The organism is Streptomyces sp. NPDC001889 (assembly GCF_053594535.1).
On sequence record NZ_JBSFER010000043.1, the window covers coordinates 1 to 19,148 of the forward strand.

Genomic DNA, 19,148 nt, shown 5'->3' on the forward strand with positions numbered 1-19,148 from the left:
CGATCTTCGACCTCGCCGACTACGGCGTCGTCGGTGATCTCTTCACCGTCGTTCCCCAGCTCACCGACGACATCACCACCCGCAAGAACTGACCCGCGGGCCCACAGCGCCCCACGGCCACCACGCCGTGGGGCGCTGTGCGCGTGTTCGGGTGCCGCGCGCGCGGAACACGCCCCCGCCCCCGGGTCACCGTGCGCCGTATCTCCCCGTGATGAGCGGGCGAATACGGCGAAAGCACCGAGGACTTCCGGACAATTGCCGTCCGAACGCCCGTACGGCGTGAACCCGTCCGGCGAAACCGGCGTGCCGTGGGGAACCATGGAGCCATCGGTCCGGACGGACGGCGGGGGAGAATGGTCAGCACAGTGGTCGCCACCGAACAGTTCGGCCCCCACTGACATGGCGTCGGACGAGCGGCACGCTCCCTCCCCCATGATCCCGGGGCCGGTTCTGCGGCCGCCGCCCGACATCGCGTCCTGGGTGCCGGCCCTGCTCCCCCGCGTCGAGGCCGCGCTCGGCACCGGCCCCGTGACCCTCGCGCCCTGGCGGCAGGGCACGGACTTCGCGGTGCTCCGCGCCGGCGCGGCCGGAGCCCGGTACGCCTTGCGGGTCCCGCTCCGGGAGACCACCCGTACCGGATACGACGGGTTCACCGACTTCGCCCGGGTCATCCGCCGTGAGGTGGTCCTGCACCGGCTGCTGGCCGCCGCCGGGGTGCCGGCGCCCCGGGTGGTCGCCTGGGAGCGCCGGGAGGAGCCCGGCGGCCACTCCTGGATGCTGGCCGACCTCGTCGAGCACGACGAGTGCGCCGCACTCGACACGGAGCAGCAGCGGTCGCTGGGGCGTTTGGCGCGGACGATCCACACCCTGCGGCCCCGGCGGGAGCCCGGTCTGGCCGAGCTGCGGGCGGCGGGCCGCCCCACCGCGCTGCTGTCCCGGGCCCTCAACCGCTACCGGCGGGCGGCCGGGCTGTATCCGCTGCCCCCGGCCGAGCTGATCGAGCCGGCGCTGCGGGAGGCGATCCTCGGGGCCGGCGGGGACTCGCTGCTCCACATGGATCTGCGCCCGGACAACCTCTGCTTCCGGGGCAGCGGGATCGTCGGGGTGCTCGACCTGGCGAACAGCCTCGTCGGACCGCCGGCCGCCGAGCTGGGACGGGTGTACGCGCACGGGCTGCTCACCCCGGCGTTCCTCGACGGCTACGGCGGCCTGGAGGAGGGCAGGGACGGCGCGCTCACCCGGCGGACCGTGCGGGCCCACGCCGTCGACCCCCTCGCCTCCCAGGTCGCGCTCGCCGCCGGGCGGCCCGCCGGCCGGGCGGCGCTTCAGGCCCATGGACTCCGGCTGGCCGCCGTCGCGCAGACCCTGCTGTGACACCCGGAGCGCCGCCGTCCGCCCCCGGCACGGAGGCGGCCGCCCGGCCGGCGGTGCCCGTACCGGGGGCCGTGGCCCCGGACGCCGGGCGCTGTCCCTCAGCCCGCGTGGCCGGCGCCGGTGGTCCGCCGCGGGTGGGACCCTCCGGCCGGTGCGGGCAGTACGGCGGCGGTGAGGGCGATGCCGTCCGCCACCGTCCAGCGGCCGGGCAGTTCGGCCGGGAGCGGGTGCGCGGTCGCCGGTACGGGCACCAGCAGCCGGGCGGTGAAGGTGCCGCCGGGGTGGAAGACCAAGGTCGCCTCCTCGAAGCCCAGCTCCTTCCCGGTCAGCGGGTACCAGACCTTGAAGACGGTCTCCTTGGCGCTGAACAGCAGCCGGTCCCAGCACACTCCGGGCCCGGCCCCGCCCTCGGCGATCCAGGCTCTCTCCTCGGGCCGGGCCACGGCTTCGAGCACCCCGTCGGGAAGGGTGTCGTGCGGCTCCGCGTCGATGCCGACGGCGGCCAGGTCGGTGGTGCGGGCGAGCGCGGCCGCGCGGTAGCCCGCGCAGTGCGTCATGCTGCCGGTCACCCCGGCGGGCCAGACCGGGGCGCCGCGCACGCCCGGCACCAGCGGTGCCTCCGGCAGCCCGAGCCGGGCGAGGGCCCGGCGGGCACAGGCCCGTACCGTGGTGAACTCGCGGCGCCGCTTCTCCACGGCCCGGACGATCGCGGCCTCCTCCTGGGGGAAGAGCGCGATGGTGCCGGTGTCGTCGAGGGCCCAGGCGGAGGCCACCGACGGGGGCAGAATACGGTCGATCATGACGGCTGCGTCCCCGGAACCGGCTCCGGTTCCGGCGCGGGGAGGATCTGCCGCAGTACGCCCCGGGGGAACCCCCGCGGCCCGTGCTCGCGCGGATAGCCGACCGAGACCTCCTCGAAGCGGACGCCGTCGTGCCAGGTGGTGCGCGGGATGTGCAGATGGCCGTAGACCACCGTCTGCGCGTTGAACCGCAGATGCCAGTCCGCGGTGAGTTCGGTGCCGCACCACTGGGCGAGTTCGGGGTAGTACAGAACCCTGGTGGGCTCTCTGACGAGGGGGTAGTGGTTCACCAGGACGGTACGCGTCCCGGGGGCGAGCGCCGCCAGCCGGCTCTCGGTCTCCGCGACCCTGGCCCGGCACCACGCCTGCCGGCTGGGGTGGGGGTCGGGGTGGAGCAGTACCTCGTCGGTGCAGACCACCCCGGCCTCGTACGCCTGGGCGAGCGCTTCCTCCCGGGTGGCGGCGGTGGGGGTGCGGAAGCTGTAGTCGTACAGCACGAGGAGCGGCGCGACGGTGACCGGGCCGCCCGGTCCCTCCCAGACCGCGTAGGGGTCCTCCGGGGTGAGGACGCCCAGTCCCCGGCAGATGTCCACGAGATGCCGGTAGCGGGCCTCGCCGCGCAGTTGGACCGAGTCGGACGGATGGGTCCACAGCTCGTGGTTGCCGGGCGCCCAGACCACGGTGGCGAAGCGGTCGCGCAGGGTGCGCAGCGCCCACTCGACGTCCTCGGCTATCTCCCCCACGTCACCGGCCACGATGAGCCAGTCGGCGTCGGAGTCCGGGCGGATGCCGGAGACGATGCGCCGGTTCTCCGGGTAGGCCACATGCAGATCACTGATGGCCATGAGCGAACCCATGGCCTGTCCGGAAGCTCTCATGGGGGACATCCTTACCCGGCTTATCGCACGGAGTCACCGCCCGGCCACGGGCGCGGGGTTTACGATCTCTGTGGACCAGGGCCCGGATTCCGGCCGTACCCCCGACGATTGGCCCGAGTGATGAGCAGACGAATCCCCAGGGCCGCCCCGGTCGCGGCCACCACGGCGCCGGCCCCCGGCGGATGGCCCGGGCCCCTGTCCCGGCGGAGGGGCGAGGAGGTCCGGGATGGAGCGGCGCACCGATGATTCCGCCCTGTGGGTAAGGAACTTCACCCCCTCCCCCGAGGCTCCGGTACGGCTGGTCTGCCTGCCCCACGCGGGCGGTTCGGCGAGTGCCTATCACGCGATGTCGGTGGCGCTGGCGCCCTGGGCCGAGGTGCTGGCGGTGCAGTACCCGGGCCGGCAGGACCGCCGTCTCGAACCCTGTGTCACCTCCTTTCCCGAGCTGGTCGAGCGGCTGGTCCCGGTGGTCGCCGGACAGGCCGATCACCGGCCGCTGGCGCTGTTCGGCCACAGCATGGGGGCGACCGTCGCCTTCGAGGTGGCCCGGGGGCTGCGGCGGCTGCCCGGACCCCGGCTGCCCGCGGTGCTGTTTCTGTCCGGGCGCAGGGCACCCCATATCGACCGGGCCGAACGGGTCCATCTCCGCGACGACGAGGGGATTCTGCGGGAGCTGAGGCGGCTCGGCGGCTCGGCGGCCGACGCCCTGGCCGATCCCGAGCTGCTGGAAGTGATCATGCCCGCGATCCGGGGGGACTACCGGGCGTCGGAGACCTATGTCCATGTGCCCCAGCCGCCGCTGGACTGCCCCGTGGTGGCGCTGACGGGGGACGCCGATCCCCGTGCCGCCGTCCCGGAGGTGGAGGCGTGGCGCGAGCACACCGAAGGGCCGTTCACCGCCCATGTCTTCCCCGGCGGCCACTTCTACCTCCACGACCGGCCGGAGCCGGTGCGGAACACGATCAGGGACCATCTGCGGACGGTCGCGGCCCGCGGGGCGGCGCCCGGCGACGGGTTGATACAGAGCGGAGACACAGCCGAGCGGTGACGGGTGAGTGACCTCGGGGTCCCGGAGACGTCCCCCCGGGACGGTGGGGGTGTGCGCACACCGGCGCGCTCGTCCCCCGGAGGTCCCCATGCACGCCCAGCCCGGAAACGGCCCGTCCACCGAGGAGCGGACGGTGGCCGCGCCGCGCCGGCCGCGCGGGGTGCCGTCCCCCGCGGTGGTGTGGGGTGCGGTGGCGGTCCTGGTCCTGACCGCCCTGTGCGGATGGCTGGTGGTCTCCCGCGAGGACGGGTCCGGATCGCGTCGCGCGGCCGCGCCGGCCGCCGGGGAACGGATGGCGCTCCCCTGGCCGGAGGACGGGCAGGCGGGGGTGGCGATCACCGGGCAGGGGGAAATCGGGACGAGCGGGAAGCAGACGCCGGTGCCGATCGCGAGTGTCACCAAGGTGATGACGGCTCATGTCGTCCTCCGGAGCCGTCCGCTCCGGGAGGGCGAACCCGGCCCCTCGATCCCCGTCGACCAGCGGGCCGCCGACGAGTCGTGGTCCCGTGACGAGTCCACCGTCGTGCTGGAGGCGGGCCGGCGGCTGACCCAGCGGCAGCTGCTGGAACTGCTGCTGCTGCCGTCGGGCAACAACGCCGCGCGGCTGCTGGCCCGCTGGCACTCGGGCAGCGAGAAGGCGTTCGTGGCGGAGATGAACCGCGCCGCCCGCGATCTGGGGATGGACCGCACCACCTACACCGGTGCCAGCGGCCTGGAGGCCACGACCACGAGCACCGCGGCGGACCAGCTGCTGCTCGCGCGGGCGGTGATGCGGGACAAGGTCTTCCGGTCCATTGTCGCCACCCCGGAGGTCACCGTCGGCGGGGCCACGGGCACCGTCGTCAACACCAACAAGCTGCTGGGCAGGGACGGGGTCGTGGGGCTCAAGACCGGGTCGAGCACCCCCGCGGGCGGGGCGCTGATGTGGGCGGCGGAGACCGGCGAGGGCCATGGCTCCGGGCTGATCCTCGGGGTGGTGCTGCACCAGAGGGCGGGCACCACTCCCGCGGCCGGGCTCCAGGCCGCCTTCGACAGCAGCCGGAGGCTGATCACCGCCGTCCGGGACGGGCTGCGCGAGGACCGCTCCACCCGGCGGGCGTGAGCGGTCCCCGGCCGGCCGGGGCCGGACGCGGATCAGACGCCGAAGGCGTCCGCCCAGCGGATGACACCGGACGGAACCGGCCGGCCGGAGTCGAGCACCAGGGCCATCATCGCCTCGTCCGGCACCTCGAACGGCGCGCGGATGCCCCAGCGGGAGGCGGGCTCGAACCCGAACCGGGGGTAGTAGTCGGCGTGTCCGAGGACCACCACGAGGGCCTCGCCCCGTTCCCGGGCGGCCTCCAGTGCCGCGCGGATCGCCGCGGAGCCGGCTCCCCGGCGCTGGTGGGCGGGGAGCGTGGCACACGGGGCGAGGGCGAGCGCGGGGTGGCCGTCGATGTGGCAGCGGGTGAGCAGGGCGTGCGCGGCGAGAGTGCCGTCGGGGGCCTCGGTCACCAGGGAGAGACCCTCGATCCAGGCGCCGGGGTCCGCGCGGAGCGCGTCGACGAGGTCGGCCTCCGCCGGGGTGGGGAAGGCCGACGCGTTGATCCCGTGGACGGCGGCGGCGTCCCCGGGCCGCTCGGGGCGGGTGGTCCAGGTGGTCATGGAGGAGGTTCCGTTTCTCCGCGGCCGGTTCCGGGTCCCGGGCCGCTGCCGTTCCCGGTCGGTGCTGGTCGCGGGTGTTCCGCGCGAAAGGGTGCCGTCGGGGCGGGTGCCGCCGGGGCGCGTTCCCTGCGGGCCGTGCCACGCTAACACGCTCCGCCGGGCCGCCCGGGAGCGGTCCGGCGGAGCGGGACGGCCGCCGCCGTGGCCCTTCGCGCCCGGGTCAGGGACGGGGTTCGAGGACGACGGACAGCTCGGTCAGACCGCGGAATGCCGGGAACGGGACCTCCATCCAGGTGGCTTCCCGTTCGGGGTGGGCGAAGGCGGTCCTCGGGAAGCGGCCGAAGAGGCCGGTGAGGGCGAGCTGTGTCTCCAGCCGCGCGAGCGGCGCCCCCAGGCAGTAGTGGATGCCGTGGCCGAACCCCAGATGGGTGCTCTGGGGGCTGCCCGGCCGCGCCACGTCGAAGCGGTCCGGGTCGTCGAACTTCCTCGGGTCCCGGTTGGCCGAGCTGAGGGCGATCTGGACCAGGGCGCCCCGGGGGATGCGGGTTCCGGCGATCTCGGCGTCCTCGGTCGCGAAGCGGAAGGTCGCGGTCTCCACCGAGCCGTCGTGGCGCAGCACCTCCTCCACCGCCGGTCCGAGCAGCTCCGGGTCCTCGCGCACGGCGCGGAGCTGCTCGGGGTGGGAGAGGAGGTGGTGGACGGCGTTGCCGATGAGGAACGCGGTGGTCTTGTGTCCCGCGAACATCAGCAGAAACGCCGTGGAGATCATCTCGTGCTCGGTGAGGGTGCCGTTCTCGTCACGGGCCTCGATGAGGGCGCTGAGCAGATCGTCGCCGGGGTGGGCGCGCTTGTCCTCGATGACCTCGGCGAAGTAGGCGTACAGGCTCTCCTCGGCACGCTGCTGGGCGAGCTTGGACTCCTTGCTGAAGCCGGTCTGGGCCACCGTGGTGGACCACTCCTGGACCTTGGCCCGGTCCTGCGCCGGCACACCGAGGAGTTCGCAGATCACGATGATCGGCAGCGGGAAGGCGAAGGCGGGCAGCAGATCGACGGGCTCGCCGGGGTCGCACCCGTCGAGCAGCGCGTCCACGACCTCGCGGATACGGGGCCGCAGGGACTCCACCCGGCGCGGGGTGAATCCGGAGCTGACCAGCTTCCGCAGCCGGGTGTGCTTGGGCGGGTCGGAGTTCAGCATGTGGTCGTCGAGGGCCACGGAGGAGTCGCCGAAGATCCTCCGGTACGACTCCATCGCCCCGTACATGTCCTTGCTGAAGCGGGGATCGGAGAGCGCCGCCCGCGCGTCCTCGTAACGGGTGATCAGATAGGTGTCGATGCCGTGCCGGGGGCGCATCGGGCAGACGGGCGCCGTCTCCCTGAGGTGCTCGTAGACGGGGTACGGGTTCCGCCGGAACTCGGGGGTGCACTGCTCGGCGGCGACGGCCGGGTCCTCCACACTGGTCACGGACGGCTCCTGAGGTCGAAGACGGCCTCGGCGTTGCCGCCGAGGATGAGCTGCTGGGACGCCTTGTCGAGGGGCAGCTTCTCGATCATGCGGATGTACTCCTCCAGCGGTACGGAGATCGGCGGCGAGTCGGTGCCGAACATCATCCGTTCCGGACCCAGCACCTCCGCGTTGAGCCCGAGGTGTGCCGGGCTGTAGGTGCTGGTGTCGACGTACATCCGGCGCAGCGCCTCGCCCGGCTCGGCCGGGGGCCGGCGGTCCGCGGGCCCGTCCGCCCCGGGCGCGCCCGGGCCCCAGTGCCGGGGCCGGGCCGCGGTCTGGAGCCGTTCGGGCAGCAGGGCCAGGGCGCCGCCGCCGGTGGCGCCGATCAGCCGCAGCTCCGGGTACTTGTCCAGCCATCCCGCGAACGCGATCATCGCGATGCCCACGGTGAGGTCGCCGAACCGGCCGATCTGTTCGACGAAGCCGAGATCGTCGACGCGTTCCGTGCCGATCGGCTCGGCCGGGGCGTGGACCAGGACCGGCGCCCGGGTCTCCGCCGCGAGGGCGAAGAATCCATCGGCCCTGGGTGAGGCGAGCAGTTCGCCGTGGACGCTGGAGGTGGTGATCAGACCGACGAAGGCGGGGTCGGCGAGGGTCTCGCGGACGCCTTCGAGATGGTCGTCGTCGCCGAACGGGTTGGCGTACACATAGCCGCGCAGCTGGTCCGGGAAGGTGGAGATCAGACCGGACATCCAGTCGTGGAAGCCGCGCAGCCGGTCGCGCGGCTGGCGGTAGTTGTCGACGCCGGGGACGCGTGCCATGGCGCCGGCCCCGACCGGGCTGCCGATGATGGTGAGGTCGATGCCGGCCTGCGCGCGGGCGGCGAGCATGGCGTCGACGTCGGTCAGGGCGGGGGGCATGGGGAAGCGCCGGGCGGCCTCCGGTGGGGACAGATGGCCATGAATGTCGATGATCATGGATGGGTTCCCGGTGATGGTGTGAGTACATGGGCGACCGCGACGCAGTCCTCGTCGCCGTGGCCCCGCTCGGTGGCGCTGACATGGGTTTCCGTGGCGGCGGCGAGGAGCGGGAGCCGCAGTCCGGCCGCTTCGGCCTGACTCGACGCCAGCAGCAGGTCCTTGGCCATCAGCCGCAGCCGGAAGTCCGGCTGGTCGAAGCGCCCGGCCGTCAGCCGCTTGGACTTGAAGGCCATGACGGGCGAGGCGAAGCCGCTGCCCGCGATGGCGCCGAGGACGAGTCCCCGGTCGAGTCCGGAGGCCGCCGCCAGTTCCACGGCCTCCGCCATGGCCTGCACCTCGATGCCCATCAGCAGGTTGAGGAGCAGCTTCATCCGCATGCCGGAGCCGAGTCCGCCGAGGTGGACGACCTCCTTGCCCAGCAGTTCGAGGAGGGGCAGGCCGGCGGTGAAGACACGTTCCTCGCCGCCGACGAAGAGCCTCAGCTCCCCGCTGCGGGCGTGCTCCCGGTTGCCGAGCATGCCGACGTCCAGCACGGAGTGGTGGCCCCCGGTGAGGCGGACCACCTCGTCGGGGGCGACGGTGCTGGCGCAGACCAGCGCGCCGGGGTAGGGGGCGCCGGAGAGGATGCCGTCCGGGCCGCGCAGCACGGCGGCGAGGGCCTCGCTGTCGGCGACCGTGCAGATCGCGGCGCTCGTGCCCTCGATGGCTTCGGCGGGGTGGGCCGCGGTGACGGCCCCGGCGTCGGCGAGCGGCGCGGCACGCTCCGCGGTGCGGTTCCAGACCCGTACCCGCACTCCCCGGTCGAGGAGGCGGGTGGCGAGTCCGGTGCCCATCGAGCCGAGGCCCAGTACGGCGACGGGCCCGGTGTCCTGTGTCATGTCTTGGCTCCCACGGTCTCCTGGATGATCCGGAACCGCAGCGACTGCGTCTGGTCGACCCAGACGCGCAGCGGGGCCAGCAGTGCGCGGTGGTCCTCGCCCTGCTGCCAGGCGAAGAAGTGTTCGGGCGACTCCCACTCGCTGCTGATCACCCACTGCCGGGAGTCGTCGATGGGTTCTCCCAGCCGGTCGATGATGTGGCCGGGGACGCTGGCGACGGACTTCCGTATGCCTTCGTACGCGTCGAGAAACCCCTGCTCACCGCCTTCGACGACGTGGACCGAGTACACCACGGACAGCTTGTCGGCCGAGTGGCCGTTCTGCTCGGTGCGCATGCCTCCTCCTGACAGTCATATCCGGCAAAGCACGCATCCACGGACTCATGTCGTCCGGTGCCCCGCAACTCCTGCGCGGAGACGGCCCAACGGGGAGCGGAATCCGGCCACGTGTGCCGGTGCGTACGGGTGAGGAGCGGCATCCGTACGAGGGCGCGGCCGGCGGGTGTACGCGGTGGCGGGCGCCGCTCCCGGGGGCCTCGGGGCGACCGGGTGCGGCCGGACCCGGCGGCGAATCCCCCGGCGGCCTTGCTCCGTTCGGCTGACCGGACCTCCGGGCGGGGGTCCCGATCCGGCCACGGGCGCCCCGGGCGCCGGGTACCGCTGAACCGGCGCCGGGCGGCCCCCGTGAGCCGTGGCGAGGCGAAGGAGACCCCCATGCGTGACACCGAGACCATCCCCGACTACCCCGGCCACGCCTTCACGGGCGACCCCGTTCCGCTGCCCGGCGCCCCGGTCGCCCGGGTGCGGCTGCCCAGCGGGAACCCGGTGTGGCTGGTCACCGGCTACCAGGAGGTGCGGACGGCGCTGACCCATCCGCTGCTGTCGCGGGTCGTGGGGGAGGGAGACCCCGAGGTGGGCACGTCCGGTGCCATCGGCGGCTACCGCAAGGCCTTCCGCACGCTCCAGCACGACGGCGCCGTGCACACCCAGGTGCGCCGTCCGGCCGCGCGGCCGTTCACCGCGCGCCGGATCGCCGCCCTGCGCGAGCGCGTCCAGCAGCTCACGGACGGGCTGCTGGACGAGCTGGAGGCGGCCGGCCCGCCCGCCGATCTCGTCCAGGGCCTGGCCTATCCCCTGCCGATCACGGTGATCTCGGAGCTGTTCGGCGTCCCGGCCGAGGACCGCGACCGGTTCACGGTCTGGTCGGACCGGATCGTCACGGTGCTCGGGACCACGGTGGAGGAGGTGGACGCCGCCCGCTCCGCGATCCAGGGCTATCTGGGCGAGCTGGTGACGGCCCGCCGGGCCGAGCCGGGCGACGATGTGATCAGCGGCTGGCTCGCCTCGCGGCACGACACCGACGACGCGCTGACCGACACGGAGATCGTGCGGCTGGCGCAGACCGTGCTCATCGGTGGCTACGAGACCACGGTCAACTCCATCGGCGCGGGGATGTGGCGGCTGTTCCAGCACCCGGAGCAGCTCGACGCCCTGCGCGCCGACCCGGGGCTGCTGCCGGGAGCGGTGGAGGAGATCCTGCGCTACCAGCCGCAGGGCACCTTCTTCCTGATCATGGTGGCCAGGGGCGAGCTGGAGCTGGGCGGGGTGACGATCCGCGAGGGTGAGGGCGTGATGCCGCTGCCGGCCGCGGCCAACCGCGACGCCGGCAGATTCGGCGAACCGGACCGCTTCGACATACGGCGCCCGCCGGGCGGCCATGTCGCCTTCGGCCACGGCGCGCACGCCTGCCTCGGCGCCGCGCTGGCCCGGATCGAGATGGAGGTGGCCATCGGGAGCCTGCTGCGGCGCTTCCCCGGGCTGCGCCCGACGGAGGATCTCGCCGCGCTGGCGTGGCGCGAGGACCGGCTCGTCAACGGGCTGCGGGAGCTGCCGGTCACCTGGTAGGCGCCCGGCCCCGGCCCGCCCGGTGCCTCAGACGGCGCTGAGCGGGCCGAGGAGTGCCCTCACTTCCTCCGCCTCCGCCGACCCGAGCTGCTCGTGCAGGGCGAGCGCCTCCCGCCAGCAGGCCCGGGCGCGGTCGGCCTGGCCGAGCGCGGAGAGCGCCCGGCCGAGGGTGATGAGGACCTTGGCGCGGATGCGGTCGCCGCCGATGCAGCCGATGGCCAGGGCCTGTTCCGCGTGTTGCGCGGCCCGGGCGGGGCGGTGGGCGGCCAGATGGACCTGGGCGATACGGAACAGGGTCGTCCCCTCCCACAGCCGCTGCCGGACCGCGCCGAAGCTCTCCCGCGCCTCCGTCAGTTCCTCCAGCGCCTCGGCCAGGCTTCCCGCCTCGGTGAGGGCGACTCCCAGCACATAGCGCGCGTTGGCCACCCGAACGGTGAACCCGAGACGGAGCAGCAGGTCGAGGGCTTGGCGGGCGAGGTCGATGGACTGCTCGACGCGGCCCATGAAGAGGTGGAGCCGGGAGAGATTGCCCAGGGCGCTCGCCTCACCGGGGCCGTTGCCGTCCGCGCGGAAGCCCTCCATGGCCCGGCGCAGAAACCGCTCGGCGTCGGCGTGCCGCCCCTGGTTGACGGCGATGATGCCGCGGTCGTTGTCGGCCCAGAAGACGGGCGCCGCGTCGCCCGCCCGGCTCGCGAACCGGGCGGCCCGCTCCGCCTCCTCGTCCGCCTCCGTGTAACGGCCGGCGACCAGATGGGCCTGGGCGAGGACGGTGTGGGCGCGGCCCAGTGCCCGGCTGTCGTCCACCCGGCTCGCGGCGTCCCGGGCGGTGAGCGCCGCGGCGGCGTACTGCTGGGAGTTGGCCCCCGACTCGGCCAGGTCCTTGGCGGCCCAGAGCAGGTCGACGGCGCGCCGCAGACCCCCGCTGTCGGCGGTGGACTGCTGGGCGCAGGCGAGGAGGCAGGGAGCCTCGGTGTAGAGCCAGTCGAGGGCTTCCTGCCGGCGGGCGAACGAGAGCCCGTCGGTCCCGGTGGATTCCAGGTGGTCCGGGAGGCGGTCGCCCGGCCGGTCGATGGCGTACACCCGGCTCACGGTGGCGAGGTAGAAGTCCAGCAGCCGGGAGAGGGCCGCGCCGGTGTCCTCGGGGCGCTCGTCGCGTTCGGCGCACGCGCGCGCGTAGAGCCGGACGAGGTCGTGGTAGCGGTAGCGGCCCGGCGCGGCGGACTCCAGGAGGGAGGTGTCGACGAGCCCCTCCAGCAGGTCCTCGGCCCGGTGCGCGGACCGGTCCAGCAGGGCCGCGGCGGCGGCGAGGGAGATGTCGGGGCCGTCGGCGAGGCCGAGCAGCCGGAAGGCGCGGGACTGCTCCGGGTCGAGCTGGCCGTAGCCGAGTTCGAAGGTGGCCTTCACGGCGAGGTCGCCGGCCTGGAGTTCGTCGAGCCGGCGGCGCTCGTCGGCGAGCTTGGCGGCGAGCACGGAGATGGTCCAGGTGCGGCGGGCGGCCAGCCGGGAGGCGGCGATCCGGATGGCGAGCGGCAGGAAGCCGCAGGCGGCGACGGTCTCGCGGGCCGCCTCGTGCTCGGCCAGGACCCGCTCGTCGCCCACGATCCGGGTGAAGAGCTGGAGGGCTTCCTCGGGGGACATCACATCGAGGTCGACCAGATGGGCGCTCGCCAGGTCGACCATCCGCGCCCGGCTGGTGACCACGGTGGCGCAACCCGGCGCACCGGGCAGGAGGGGGCGGACCTGGGCGGCGTCCCGGGCGTTGTCGAGCAGGACCAGGACACGGCGCCCGTCCAGCGTGGAGCGGTAGAGCGCGGCCCGCTCCTCCGGGGAGTCGGGGATGGCGGAGTCCCCGGTGCCGAGGGCGCGCAGAAAGGAGCCGAGGACGGCGGCCGGTTCGGCGGCACGGCTCCCTGTTCCCCGGAGGTCGGCGTAGAGCTGGCCGTCGGGGAAGTGCGGGCGGGCCTCGTGGGCCACTTCGAGGGCGAGGGTGGTCTTGCCGACGCCGCCGATGCCGGCGAGCGCGGAGACCGCCATCACCGAACCCTCACTGGTGGCGAGCGTATGGACCAGCTCCTGGACGAAAGAGACCCGTCCGGTGAAATCGTGTGCTCTGGAGGGCAGTTGGGCGGGCCGGGGAGGGACGGGGCCGGTGGCCTCGCCGGCGCCGCCGGGGATCACCAGCTCCTTGTCGGCGCGGAGGATGCGCTCCTGGAGGCGGGAGAGTTCGGGGCGCGGGTCGACGCCCAGCTCGTCGGCGAGGAGCCGGCGGGTGTCGGCGTAGACGGCGAGCGCCTCGGCCTGGCGCCCGCTGCGGTAGAGCGCCAGCATCAGGAGTTCCCGCAGCCGCTCCCGCAGCGGGTGCGCGGCGGTGAGCGCGGTCAGCTCGGAAACCGCCTCCGCGTGGGCGCCGGTCTCCAGGTCCAGGTCGAGCCGGCTCTCCAGCAGCTGGAGCCGCCACTCCTCCAGCCGCGCCCGCTGGTTCTCGGCGTACGGGCCCGGCACACCGGTCAGCGCCTCGCCGTCCCAGAGTCCGAGCACCCGGCCGAGGAGCGGCCTCGCCCGGTCGCGGTCCCCGGCGGCGCGGGCCCTGTCCGCCTCCGCCGCCAGCTCCTGGGCGGCGAAGAGGTCCACGCTCTCCCTCAAAACCCGCAGGGCGTAGCCGCCCGACTCGCTGATCAGAGTGCCGGGGCCGAGGACCTTGCGGAGCCTGGAGGCGTAGGTGCGTGTCACCGCGAGGGCCTGGGAGGGGGGTTCGTCGCCCCAGATCGCGTCGATCAGCTCGGCCGCCGTCGCGGTGCGGCCGTCGCGGAGCAGCAGCGCGGCGAGCAGCGCGCGCTGCTGGGGGGAACCGGACGGCAGAACCTCCCCCTGGCGCCAGGCGCGCACCGGACCGAGCACCGTGAACCGGAGTCCCTCCGGGCGATGCCGGCCGTCGACCGGCACGGGCCCGGGTTCGAGCGCCGTGGACCGGAGGCCCTCCCCGCCGTCCATCACCACCTCCTGGGCTGCCGCGCACAGTTCCAGCGAGGCGTATATCGATCGTATATCCCCCGAGTGGAGGATAGGCCAGGTGTTATGTGCGGACGTGCCCAGTCCGGTGACACATCGTGCGGACGAGGGTCTCCGGGATGGCTTCCCGGAGGGCCTCGTTCTGCCATTCTTCGGCAACTCTGGTGCTCCGTACCCGCTTTGGGCTACCGTCATTCCGACGTCGCGCCGCCAGGAGCGCTCTGAGGCCCCCCAGCCAGGGGCCGTTGACGGTCTCTTGATCTGCGTGTCGCCACATCGGACTGGGCACTGACGCACAGAGAAGAGCACCGCTATGCAACTGACGAGTTCATCCATGGGACTGGCGGCCGGAGTGGTGGTGATTCTGGCCTACTTCACGCTCGTCGCGCATCTGACGAACACCCTGCGGCAGAATCACCGGCTCCCGGTGGTGATCGGCGCCCTCGCCGGTCTCCTCGGTGTCCTCCCGGCGATCCTGTACGCGCTGAACTTCGCGCTCGGCGCCACCGCCTGAGCCGGGACCGGCACCGCGGGGCCCCGGTGGGTGTGTCCGCGCACCGGGGCCCCGATGGCGGCCGGGCTCCCCGGAGCCGTATCAGCCCATGAGGTCCTGCCGGGGCTCCGCCGTGCCGCGCAGATAGACCGGGCGGATACCGGTGCGGGCGCGCTCGATGTCGGCGTACACCATCAGGCGGACCACGCGCGGCAGCGCCCCGGGGAGATCGATCTCGGCGGCGCACAGCAGCGGCACATCGTGGAACCCCGCCCTGCGGGCGGCGAGGGCGGGGACCTCGGCGGTCAGGTCGGGTGTCGCGGTGAACAGCACGGAGACCACGTCGCCGGTGGTGAGTCCATTGCGGCGCATCAGCTCCGCGAGGAGTTCGGTGGTCGCCTCCAGGATGGACTCCCGGTCGTTCCGCGCCACCTGGGTGGCGCCTCTGATCGCCCGCGTGACCGTCTCTCCCCCGTCCGCGGTGCGCGGTGCCACGGGGCGCGGATGGTGGTCGCGGAGCCGCCCGGGCGGACCGGCCGGCCGGTCGCGGGGGCCGCCGGAGGTGCCGCTCAGCACCAGGGCGGTGACCATGGCGGTGATGACCAGCAGCCCGGCGGTCAGTGCCAGCAGCGGTATGTGCAGGGACACGTCGTCCTCCGTGTTCCTCCGTCATCTTCGGCGGCGGCTCCCCCACCATGCCGTCGCCCGGTACACGGCCCGGGTGGTCCGTGTACCGGGCGCGGGTGGTGTCAGCCGATGCGGAGCGCCTCGGTGGGCTGGAGCCGCGCGGCGCGGAGCGCGGGGAGGAGTCCCGCCAGGGCGCCGATCGCGACGGCCGCGGCCAGACCACCGCCCCAGGCGAGCACCGGGACCACGGTCTCCCACTCCTTGATCTGGGCGTAGACCGCGGTCGCGAGACTGCCCAGGGCGACTCCCGCGACACCGCCCAGCGCGGCGAGCAGTACCGCCTCGGAGAGGAACTGGACCAGGATGTTGCCCTTGGTCGCGCCGAGTGCCCGCCGCAGTCCGATCTCGGAGCGGCGTTCGAGCACCGAGATCACCATGGTGTTGGCGACACCGATACCGCCGACGAGCAGGGCCACCGCCCCCAGTCCCAGGAAGAGTCCGTTGAGCGCGGACTGGGTCGCCGCGCGCGCTTCGAGCGCGGCGGAGGGCTGGCTGACCTTGACCTCCTCGGCCTTCTGCGGGTTGGCCGTGGCGGCGAGGACCTGCTGCACCTCGGTCACATGGTCGGTGTCGGCCCGTACGTAGACCGTGGAGGCGTGGCCGTCGAAGTCGAGATACTTCTCGGCGGCCGGCCAGCCCACCAGTACGGAGGAGTTGACCTCGGGTGTCAGACGGACCGAGTTCAGGATGCCGACGACGTAGAACCACTGCCCCCCGACCCAGATACGGGTCCCCGAGTGGATCTGGGAGATGCCCAGCCTCTTCGCGGCGGTCGCGCCGAGCACGGCGACCGGCTGCTGGGCGGTTGCGGCGTTGAGGAATCTGCCCTGGGTGACGGAGGCGCGCACCACGCCGGGCAGGCCGAGGCTGGTGGCGTTCACGGAGATGGCGTTGGTGTTGGCCTTGGGGATATGGGGGTTGCGGTAGGCGGACGCGTCGGTGTTCCCGGTGCTCTGGACGTTCTCGACCGGGCCGATCCGGTCGATCATCGCCGTTGCCTCCAGGGGCAGTTTGGCGTCCTCCCCGCTGAGGGTCTGCCCGGGGGAGACTCTCAGCAGGTTGGTGCCCAGCTTGTCGATCTCGGCGAGGAGCCCCGCCTGCGAGGAGGCCGAGAGACCCAGCACCGCCACCATCGCCGCGACGCCGATGGCGATGCCGAGCGCCGACAGCGCGGCCCTCATCCGCCGGGTGCGCAGCCCGACACTGGCGGTCCTGGCCACATCGGCCGGGTGCATCCGGCCGGTGGGTGGAGCCGTGAGGGTCATGTCGGACGCCTTTCGGTGGACACCGGCTCACCGTCCGCGGTGACATCGGTGACGATGTGGCCGTCGAGGACTTCGATGCGCCGGGGGAGCCGGCTCGCGAGGTCCCGGTCGTGGGTGATCACGACGATGGTGGTGCCCTCCGCGTTCAGCTCTCTGAGCAGGTTGAAGATCGCGGCACCGTTGACGCTGTCGAGGTTGCCGGTGGGTTCGTCGGCGAGCACGATCGCGGGGTTTCCGACGAGGGCGCGGGCGATGGCGACCCGCTGCCGCTCACCGCCGGACAGTTCCGCCGGGCGGTGCTCGATCCGGTGGCCGAGCCCGACCCGCTTCAGGGCGACGGTCGCCGCCGCCATCCGGGCCGCGTGACGGGTGCCCGAGTACAGCATTCCGTCGGCGACGTTCTCCAGCGCGGTGGCGTGCTGCGCGAGGAAGAACTGCTGGAAGACGAAGCCGATCCGGGAGGCCCGCAGTCGCGCCAGGGCCCGGTCCGACATCTTGGCCACATCGTCGCCGACGATGCGGACCGTGCCCGAGGTGGGGCGGTCGAGGCTGCCCATGACCTGGAGCAGTGTCGATTTCCCGGAGCCCGACGGGCCGACGATCGCGACGAGTTCGCCGCGGTCGATGGTGAAGGTGGCCTGGTCGAGCGCCACCACCGGCGACGCACCGGGATAGATCTTGGTGACCCGGTCGAGCTGCATCACCGCGTCACCGGTGCGGCGGCGGCCCGCCGTTCTCTCTTCGGTGGTCGTCTCGGTCATGAGCCCGGCACCACGACATCCTGGCCGGCCCGCAGCCGGTCGCCGCTCACCTCGACCCGGCCCGCGCTGTCGTCGAAGAGCCTGGTCTCCACGGGGATCAGCTCGCGGGTTCCGTCGGCCTTCACCACCTCGACGGCGTATCCGCCGCCCGCCAGGGCCAGCAGGGCGTCGACGGGCACCGACAGAACGTCCTTCACCGTGTCGGAGACGATGGCGACCTGTACGGGTGCCTTGTCGAGCCGGCCGGTCGCCTTCGGTTTGGTCGGTTTGATGGTCACGTCGATGGTGGTCTTGTTCTCGCCCTGTTTGGCCACCTTGCCCACCGACGAGACCACTCCGGGTGTCCGGGTGTCGTCGGGCATGGTGATGGTGACCTTGTCGCCGACCTTCACATCGGACTGCTGGCTGGCGTTGAGTTCGACGGTGACCTGCCGCCCGGTCGACGAGCCCTGGATGATCGGCTTGCCGGGTGCGGCGGAGCCGCCGATCACCCCGTCGACACTGGTGACCCTGATCTCGTCGACCGGCAGGAACAGGGCCTCCCCGAGGCTGAGTTTGCCCGTCTCCTTCAGCCCCACGTCGTCCTGGAGCTTTTTGAGGGCCCAGCGGGTCTGCCGGCTGAAGTAGTCGGAGTCGGGGTCGATCTGCTCGTCGGTGGCGTAGCCCAGTTCGACGAGGGCGGCGTTCAGCTGCCTGACGTCGGCGCCCTCGTCGCCCCGGGCCAGCTCGCGGTAGACCGGTGTCCTCCCGCCCTTCAGCAGGATCACCGGCTTGCCGTCCACCCAGTAGAGCGCCTTGCCCTGGCGGATGACCTGACCCACGGAGGGCAGCCGGGTGATGGTGCCGCTGACCTTGTTGACCACGTTGTACGAGCCGGCGTAGCCGAGGGTGCCGTTCTGCTGGGTCCGTGACGACAGGGTGCCCTTGGTGACCTTGACGGTGTCGGTCGCGGTGTCCTGCTTGCTGGCGGAGGTCTCGCTGCCCCGGGCCTCGAAGGGGTTGGTGGTGAGCACCGATCCCACACCGCCGGCCGCGACCAGGGCCACGACGATCGCCGCGGTCCGTCCTCTGCGCCGCTGCCGGGTGCGGGGACGCTGTTCGGGCTCTTCGGGCGGCGGGGTGCTCTCCGCGCCCTCGGTGGTGATTTCTGTGGTGGTCACGGTCAGTTCCCGCCCTCGGCGCCGGGAACGGGAGCGCCCTGCGGCTTGTACTGCTTGCAGGCCTCGTCGGCCTTCTTGAACTGCTCCGACTTGGGGTCGACCCCGGTGTCCTGTCCGAGGATCACGCCACCGTCCGTGGAGGGGTCGGGGAAGTCGGAGAGACCGTTCTTGCGCATGCACTGGGCGAACTTCACCTGGTCGTCGCTGCTCCACTCGTTGCCGCCGGGGACCTCGACGTCACCGCGGGTGGGCCGGAAGTCCTTGCAGGCCTCCTCGGACTTCTTGAAGGCCTCGGACTGGGGGTCGACGCCCCTCGGAAGGGTGATCCCGCCGCCGGAGCGCGGGTCCGGGAAGTCCTCGACGCCGTTCTTGCGCATGCACTTGGCGTACTCGACCGGGTCGCCCTTGGCGCCGCCCTCCTCGGCGGTGCCGCCGCCGGACGACTGCTTCGCGGACGGTACGGACGCGACGCCCTGGTCGTCCTTGTCGCTGTCACTGCCGCAGGCCCCGGCGAAGAGGGTGACCGTCGTCAGCAGGGCGGCCACCGCGGCGACCCGGCGCGTCCGGCGGGTGCCCGTCCGGTTCCGGCCGGCCTCAGGGCTGGAAGTAACTGACATGTGATTCTCCATTGTTCGTTGGCCCGCGTCCGCCCGTTGCCTTGGTCTCTGGACTTCCGCCTCGGTGTCCTTTCTACGGAGGGCGCGGTTTCAGCACGGTTTCGCTCGGCGGAGTGCCGTGGGGCGGCGAAGGGCCCCGGTCCGCCGAGGGGGTGGCGGACCGGGGCCGGGGACTGGGCAGGGCTGGGTCGTCTCTTTCGGATCGT

The 19,148-nt window shown here is 73.1% G+C and carries 18 protein-coding genes; 5 read left to right on the forward strand and 13 right to left on the reverse strand.

Going from position 1 to position 19,148, the window contains the following annotated elements:
* Positions 1-432 precede the first annotated feature (432 nt).
* On the forward strand, positions 433-1,374 hold the full coding sequence (locus ACWCRA_RS33830; protein ID WP_351559251.1) for a phosphotransferase family protein: 942 nt from the start codon (positions 433-435) through the stop codon (positions 1,372-1,374).
* 98 nt (positions 1,375-1,472) lie between these two features.
* Here the strand turns inward: ACWCRA_RS33830 and ACWCRA_RS33835 are convergent, their stop codons facing one another.
* Together ACWCRA_RS33835 and ACWCRA_RS33840 are read right to left on the reverse strand one after the other, a co-directional pair.
* Positions 1,473-2,174, reverse strand: a complete 702-nt coding sequence (locus ACWCRA_RS33835) for a 4'-phosphopantetheinyl transferase family protein (protein ID WP_351559253.1) — start codon at positions 2,172-2,174, stop codon at positions 1,473-1,475.
* Positions 2,171-3,019: a metallophosphoesterase family protein gene (locus ACWCRA_RS33840; RefSeq protein ID WP_351559272.1), complete on the reverse strand. Its 849-nt coding sequence runs from the start codon at positions 3,017-3,019 to the stop codon at positions 2,171-2,173. The genes ACWCRA_RS33835 and ACWCRA_RS33840 overlap by 4 nt, the downstream gene beginning before the upstream one ends.
* A 259-nt stretch (positions 3,020-3,278) precedes the next feature.
* On the opposite strand from ACWCRA_RS33840, the gene ACWCRA_RS33845 reads away from it, so the two are divergent.
* Positions 3,279-4,100, forward strand: a complete 822-nt coding sequence (locus ACWCRA_RS33845) for a thioesterase II family protein (RefSeq protein ID WP_451069360.1) — start codon at positions 3,279-3,281, stop codon at positions 4,098-4,100.
* Positions 4,101-4,188: 88 nt separating this feature from the next.
* Positions 4,189-5,202: a D-alanyl-D-alanine carboxypeptidase family protein gene (locus tag ACWCRA_RS33850; RefSeq protein WP_451069361.1), complete on the forward strand. Its 1,014-nt coding sequence runs from the start codon at positions 4,189-4,191 to the stop codon at positions 5,200-5,202.
* 32 nt (positions 5,203-5,234) lie between these two features.
* On the opposite strand, the gene ACWCRA_RS33855 is transcribed toward ACWCRA_RS33850, so the two are convergent.
* From ACWCRA_RS33855 to ACWCRA_RS33875, 5 genes are all read right to left on the reverse strand, one after another.
* Positions 5,235-5,744: a GNAT family N-acetyltransferase gene (locus tag ACWCRA_RS33855; RefSeq protein ID WP_351559259.1), complete on the reverse strand. Its 510-nt coding sequence runs from the start codon at positions 5,742-5,744 to the stop codon at positions 5,235-5,237.
* Between the two features lie 220 nt (positions 5,745-5,964).
* Positions 5,965-7,206: a cytochrome P450 family protein gene (locus ACWCRA_RS33860; protein WP_451069362.1), complete on the reverse strand. Its 1,242-nt coding sequence runs from the start codon at positions 7,204-7,206 to the stop codon at positions 5,965-5,967.
* The gene (locus ACWCRA_RS33865; RefSeq protein WP_351559263.1) at positions 7,203-8,165 is read right to left on the reverse strand and encodes an amidohydrolase family protein; all 963 of its coding nucleotides are present in this window, start codon (positions 8,163-8,165) and stop codon (positions 7,203-7,205) included. The genes ACWCRA_RS33860 and ACWCRA_RS33865 overlap by 4 nt, the downstream gene beginning before the upstream one ends.
* Positions 8,162-9,046 carry an NAD(P)-dependent oxidoreductase gene (locus tag ACWCRA_RS33870; RefSeq protein ID WP_351559265.1) on the reverse strand — a complete coding sequence of 295 codons (885 nt, stop codon included), beginning with the start codon at positions 9,044-9,046 and terminating at the stop codon, positions 8,162-8,164. Before ACWCRA_RS33870 ends, ACWCRA_RS33865 begins: the two co-directional genes overlap by 4 nt.
* Entirely contained in the window at positions 9,043-9,381 is a 339-nt protein-coding gene (locus ACWCRA_RS33875) for an antibiotic biosynthesis monooxygenase family protein (protein ID WP_351559267.1), read from the reverse strand. Before ACWCRA_RS33875 ends, ACWCRA_RS33870 begins: the two co-directional genes overlap by 4 nt.
* Positions 9,382-9,759: 378 nt before the next feature.
* Between ACWCRA_RS33875 and ACWCRA_RS33880 the strand changes: the two genes are divergently transcribed.
* Positions 9,760-10,950, forward strand: coding sequence for a cytochrome P450 (locus ACWCRA_RS33880; RefSeq protein ID WP_351559269.1), 1,191 nt, complete (start codon positions 9,760-9,762; stop codon positions 10,948-10,950).
* Between the two features lie 27 nt (positions 10,951-10,977).
* Here ACWCRA_RS33880 and ACWCRA_RS33885 read toward each other — a convergent pair whose 3' ends face one another.
* Positions 10,978-13,941 carry a BTAD domain-containing putative transcriptional regulator gene (locus tag ACWCRA_RS33885; protein WP_451069363.1) on the reverse strand — a complete coding sequence of 988 codons (2,964 nt, stop codon included), beginning with the start codon at positions 13,939-13,941 and terminating at the stop codon, positions 10,978-10,980.
* Positions 13,942-14,272: 331 nt separating this feature from the next.
* Between ACWCRA_RS33885 and ACWCRA_RS33890 the strand changes: the two genes are divergently transcribed.
* Positions 14,273-14,473, forward strand: a complete 201-nt coding sequence (locus ACWCRA_RS33890) for a hypothetical protein (protein WP_351559800.1) — start codon at positions 14,273-14,275, stop codon at positions 14,471-14,473.
* 81 nt (positions 14,474-14,554) lie between these two features.
* Here ACWCRA_RS33890 and aroH read toward each other — a convergent pair whose 3' ends face one another.
* The 5 genes from aroH to ACWCRA_RS33915 form a co-directional block, all read right to left on the reverse strand.
* Complete coding sequence (aroH, locus tag ACWCRA_RS33895) at positions 14,555-15,100, reverse strand: chorismate mutase (RefSeq protein WP_351559802.1); 546 nt, start codon at positions 15,098-15,100, stop codon at positions 14,555-14,557.
* A 101-nt stretch (positions 15,101-15,201) separates the two neighbouring features.
* Entirely contained in the window at positions 15,202-16,404 is a 1,203-nt protein-coding gene (locus ACWCRA_RS33900) for an ABC transporter permease (RefSeq protein ID WP_351559804.1), read from the reverse strand.
* Positions 16,401-17,165 (reverse strand): ABC transporter ATP-binding protein, encoded by a 765-nt coding sequence (locus ACWCRA_RS33905; protein WP_351559806.1) that lies wholly within the window; start codon positions 17,163-17,165, stop codon positions 16,401-16,403. Before ACWCRA_RS33905 ends, ACWCRA_RS33900 begins: the two co-directional genes overlap by 4 nt.
* Complete coding sequence (locus tag ACWCRA_RS33910) at positions 17,162-18,325, reverse strand: efflux RND transporter periplasmic adaptor subunit (RefSeq protein WP_451069364.1); 1,164 nt, start codon at positions 18,323-18,325, stop codon at positions 17,162-17,164. Before ACWCRA_RS33910 ends, ACWCRA_RS33905 begins: the two co-directional genes overlap by 4 nt.
* A gap of 2 nt (positions 18,326-18,327) precedes the next feature.
* The gene (locus ACWCRA_RS33915; RefSeq protein ID WP_351559810.1) at positions 18,328-18,942 is read right to left on the reverse strand and encodes a hypothetical protein; all 615 of its coding nucleotides are present in this window, start codon (positions 18,940-18,942) and stop codon (positions 18,328-18,330) included.
* Positions 18,943-19,148: the final 206 nt, after the last annotated feature.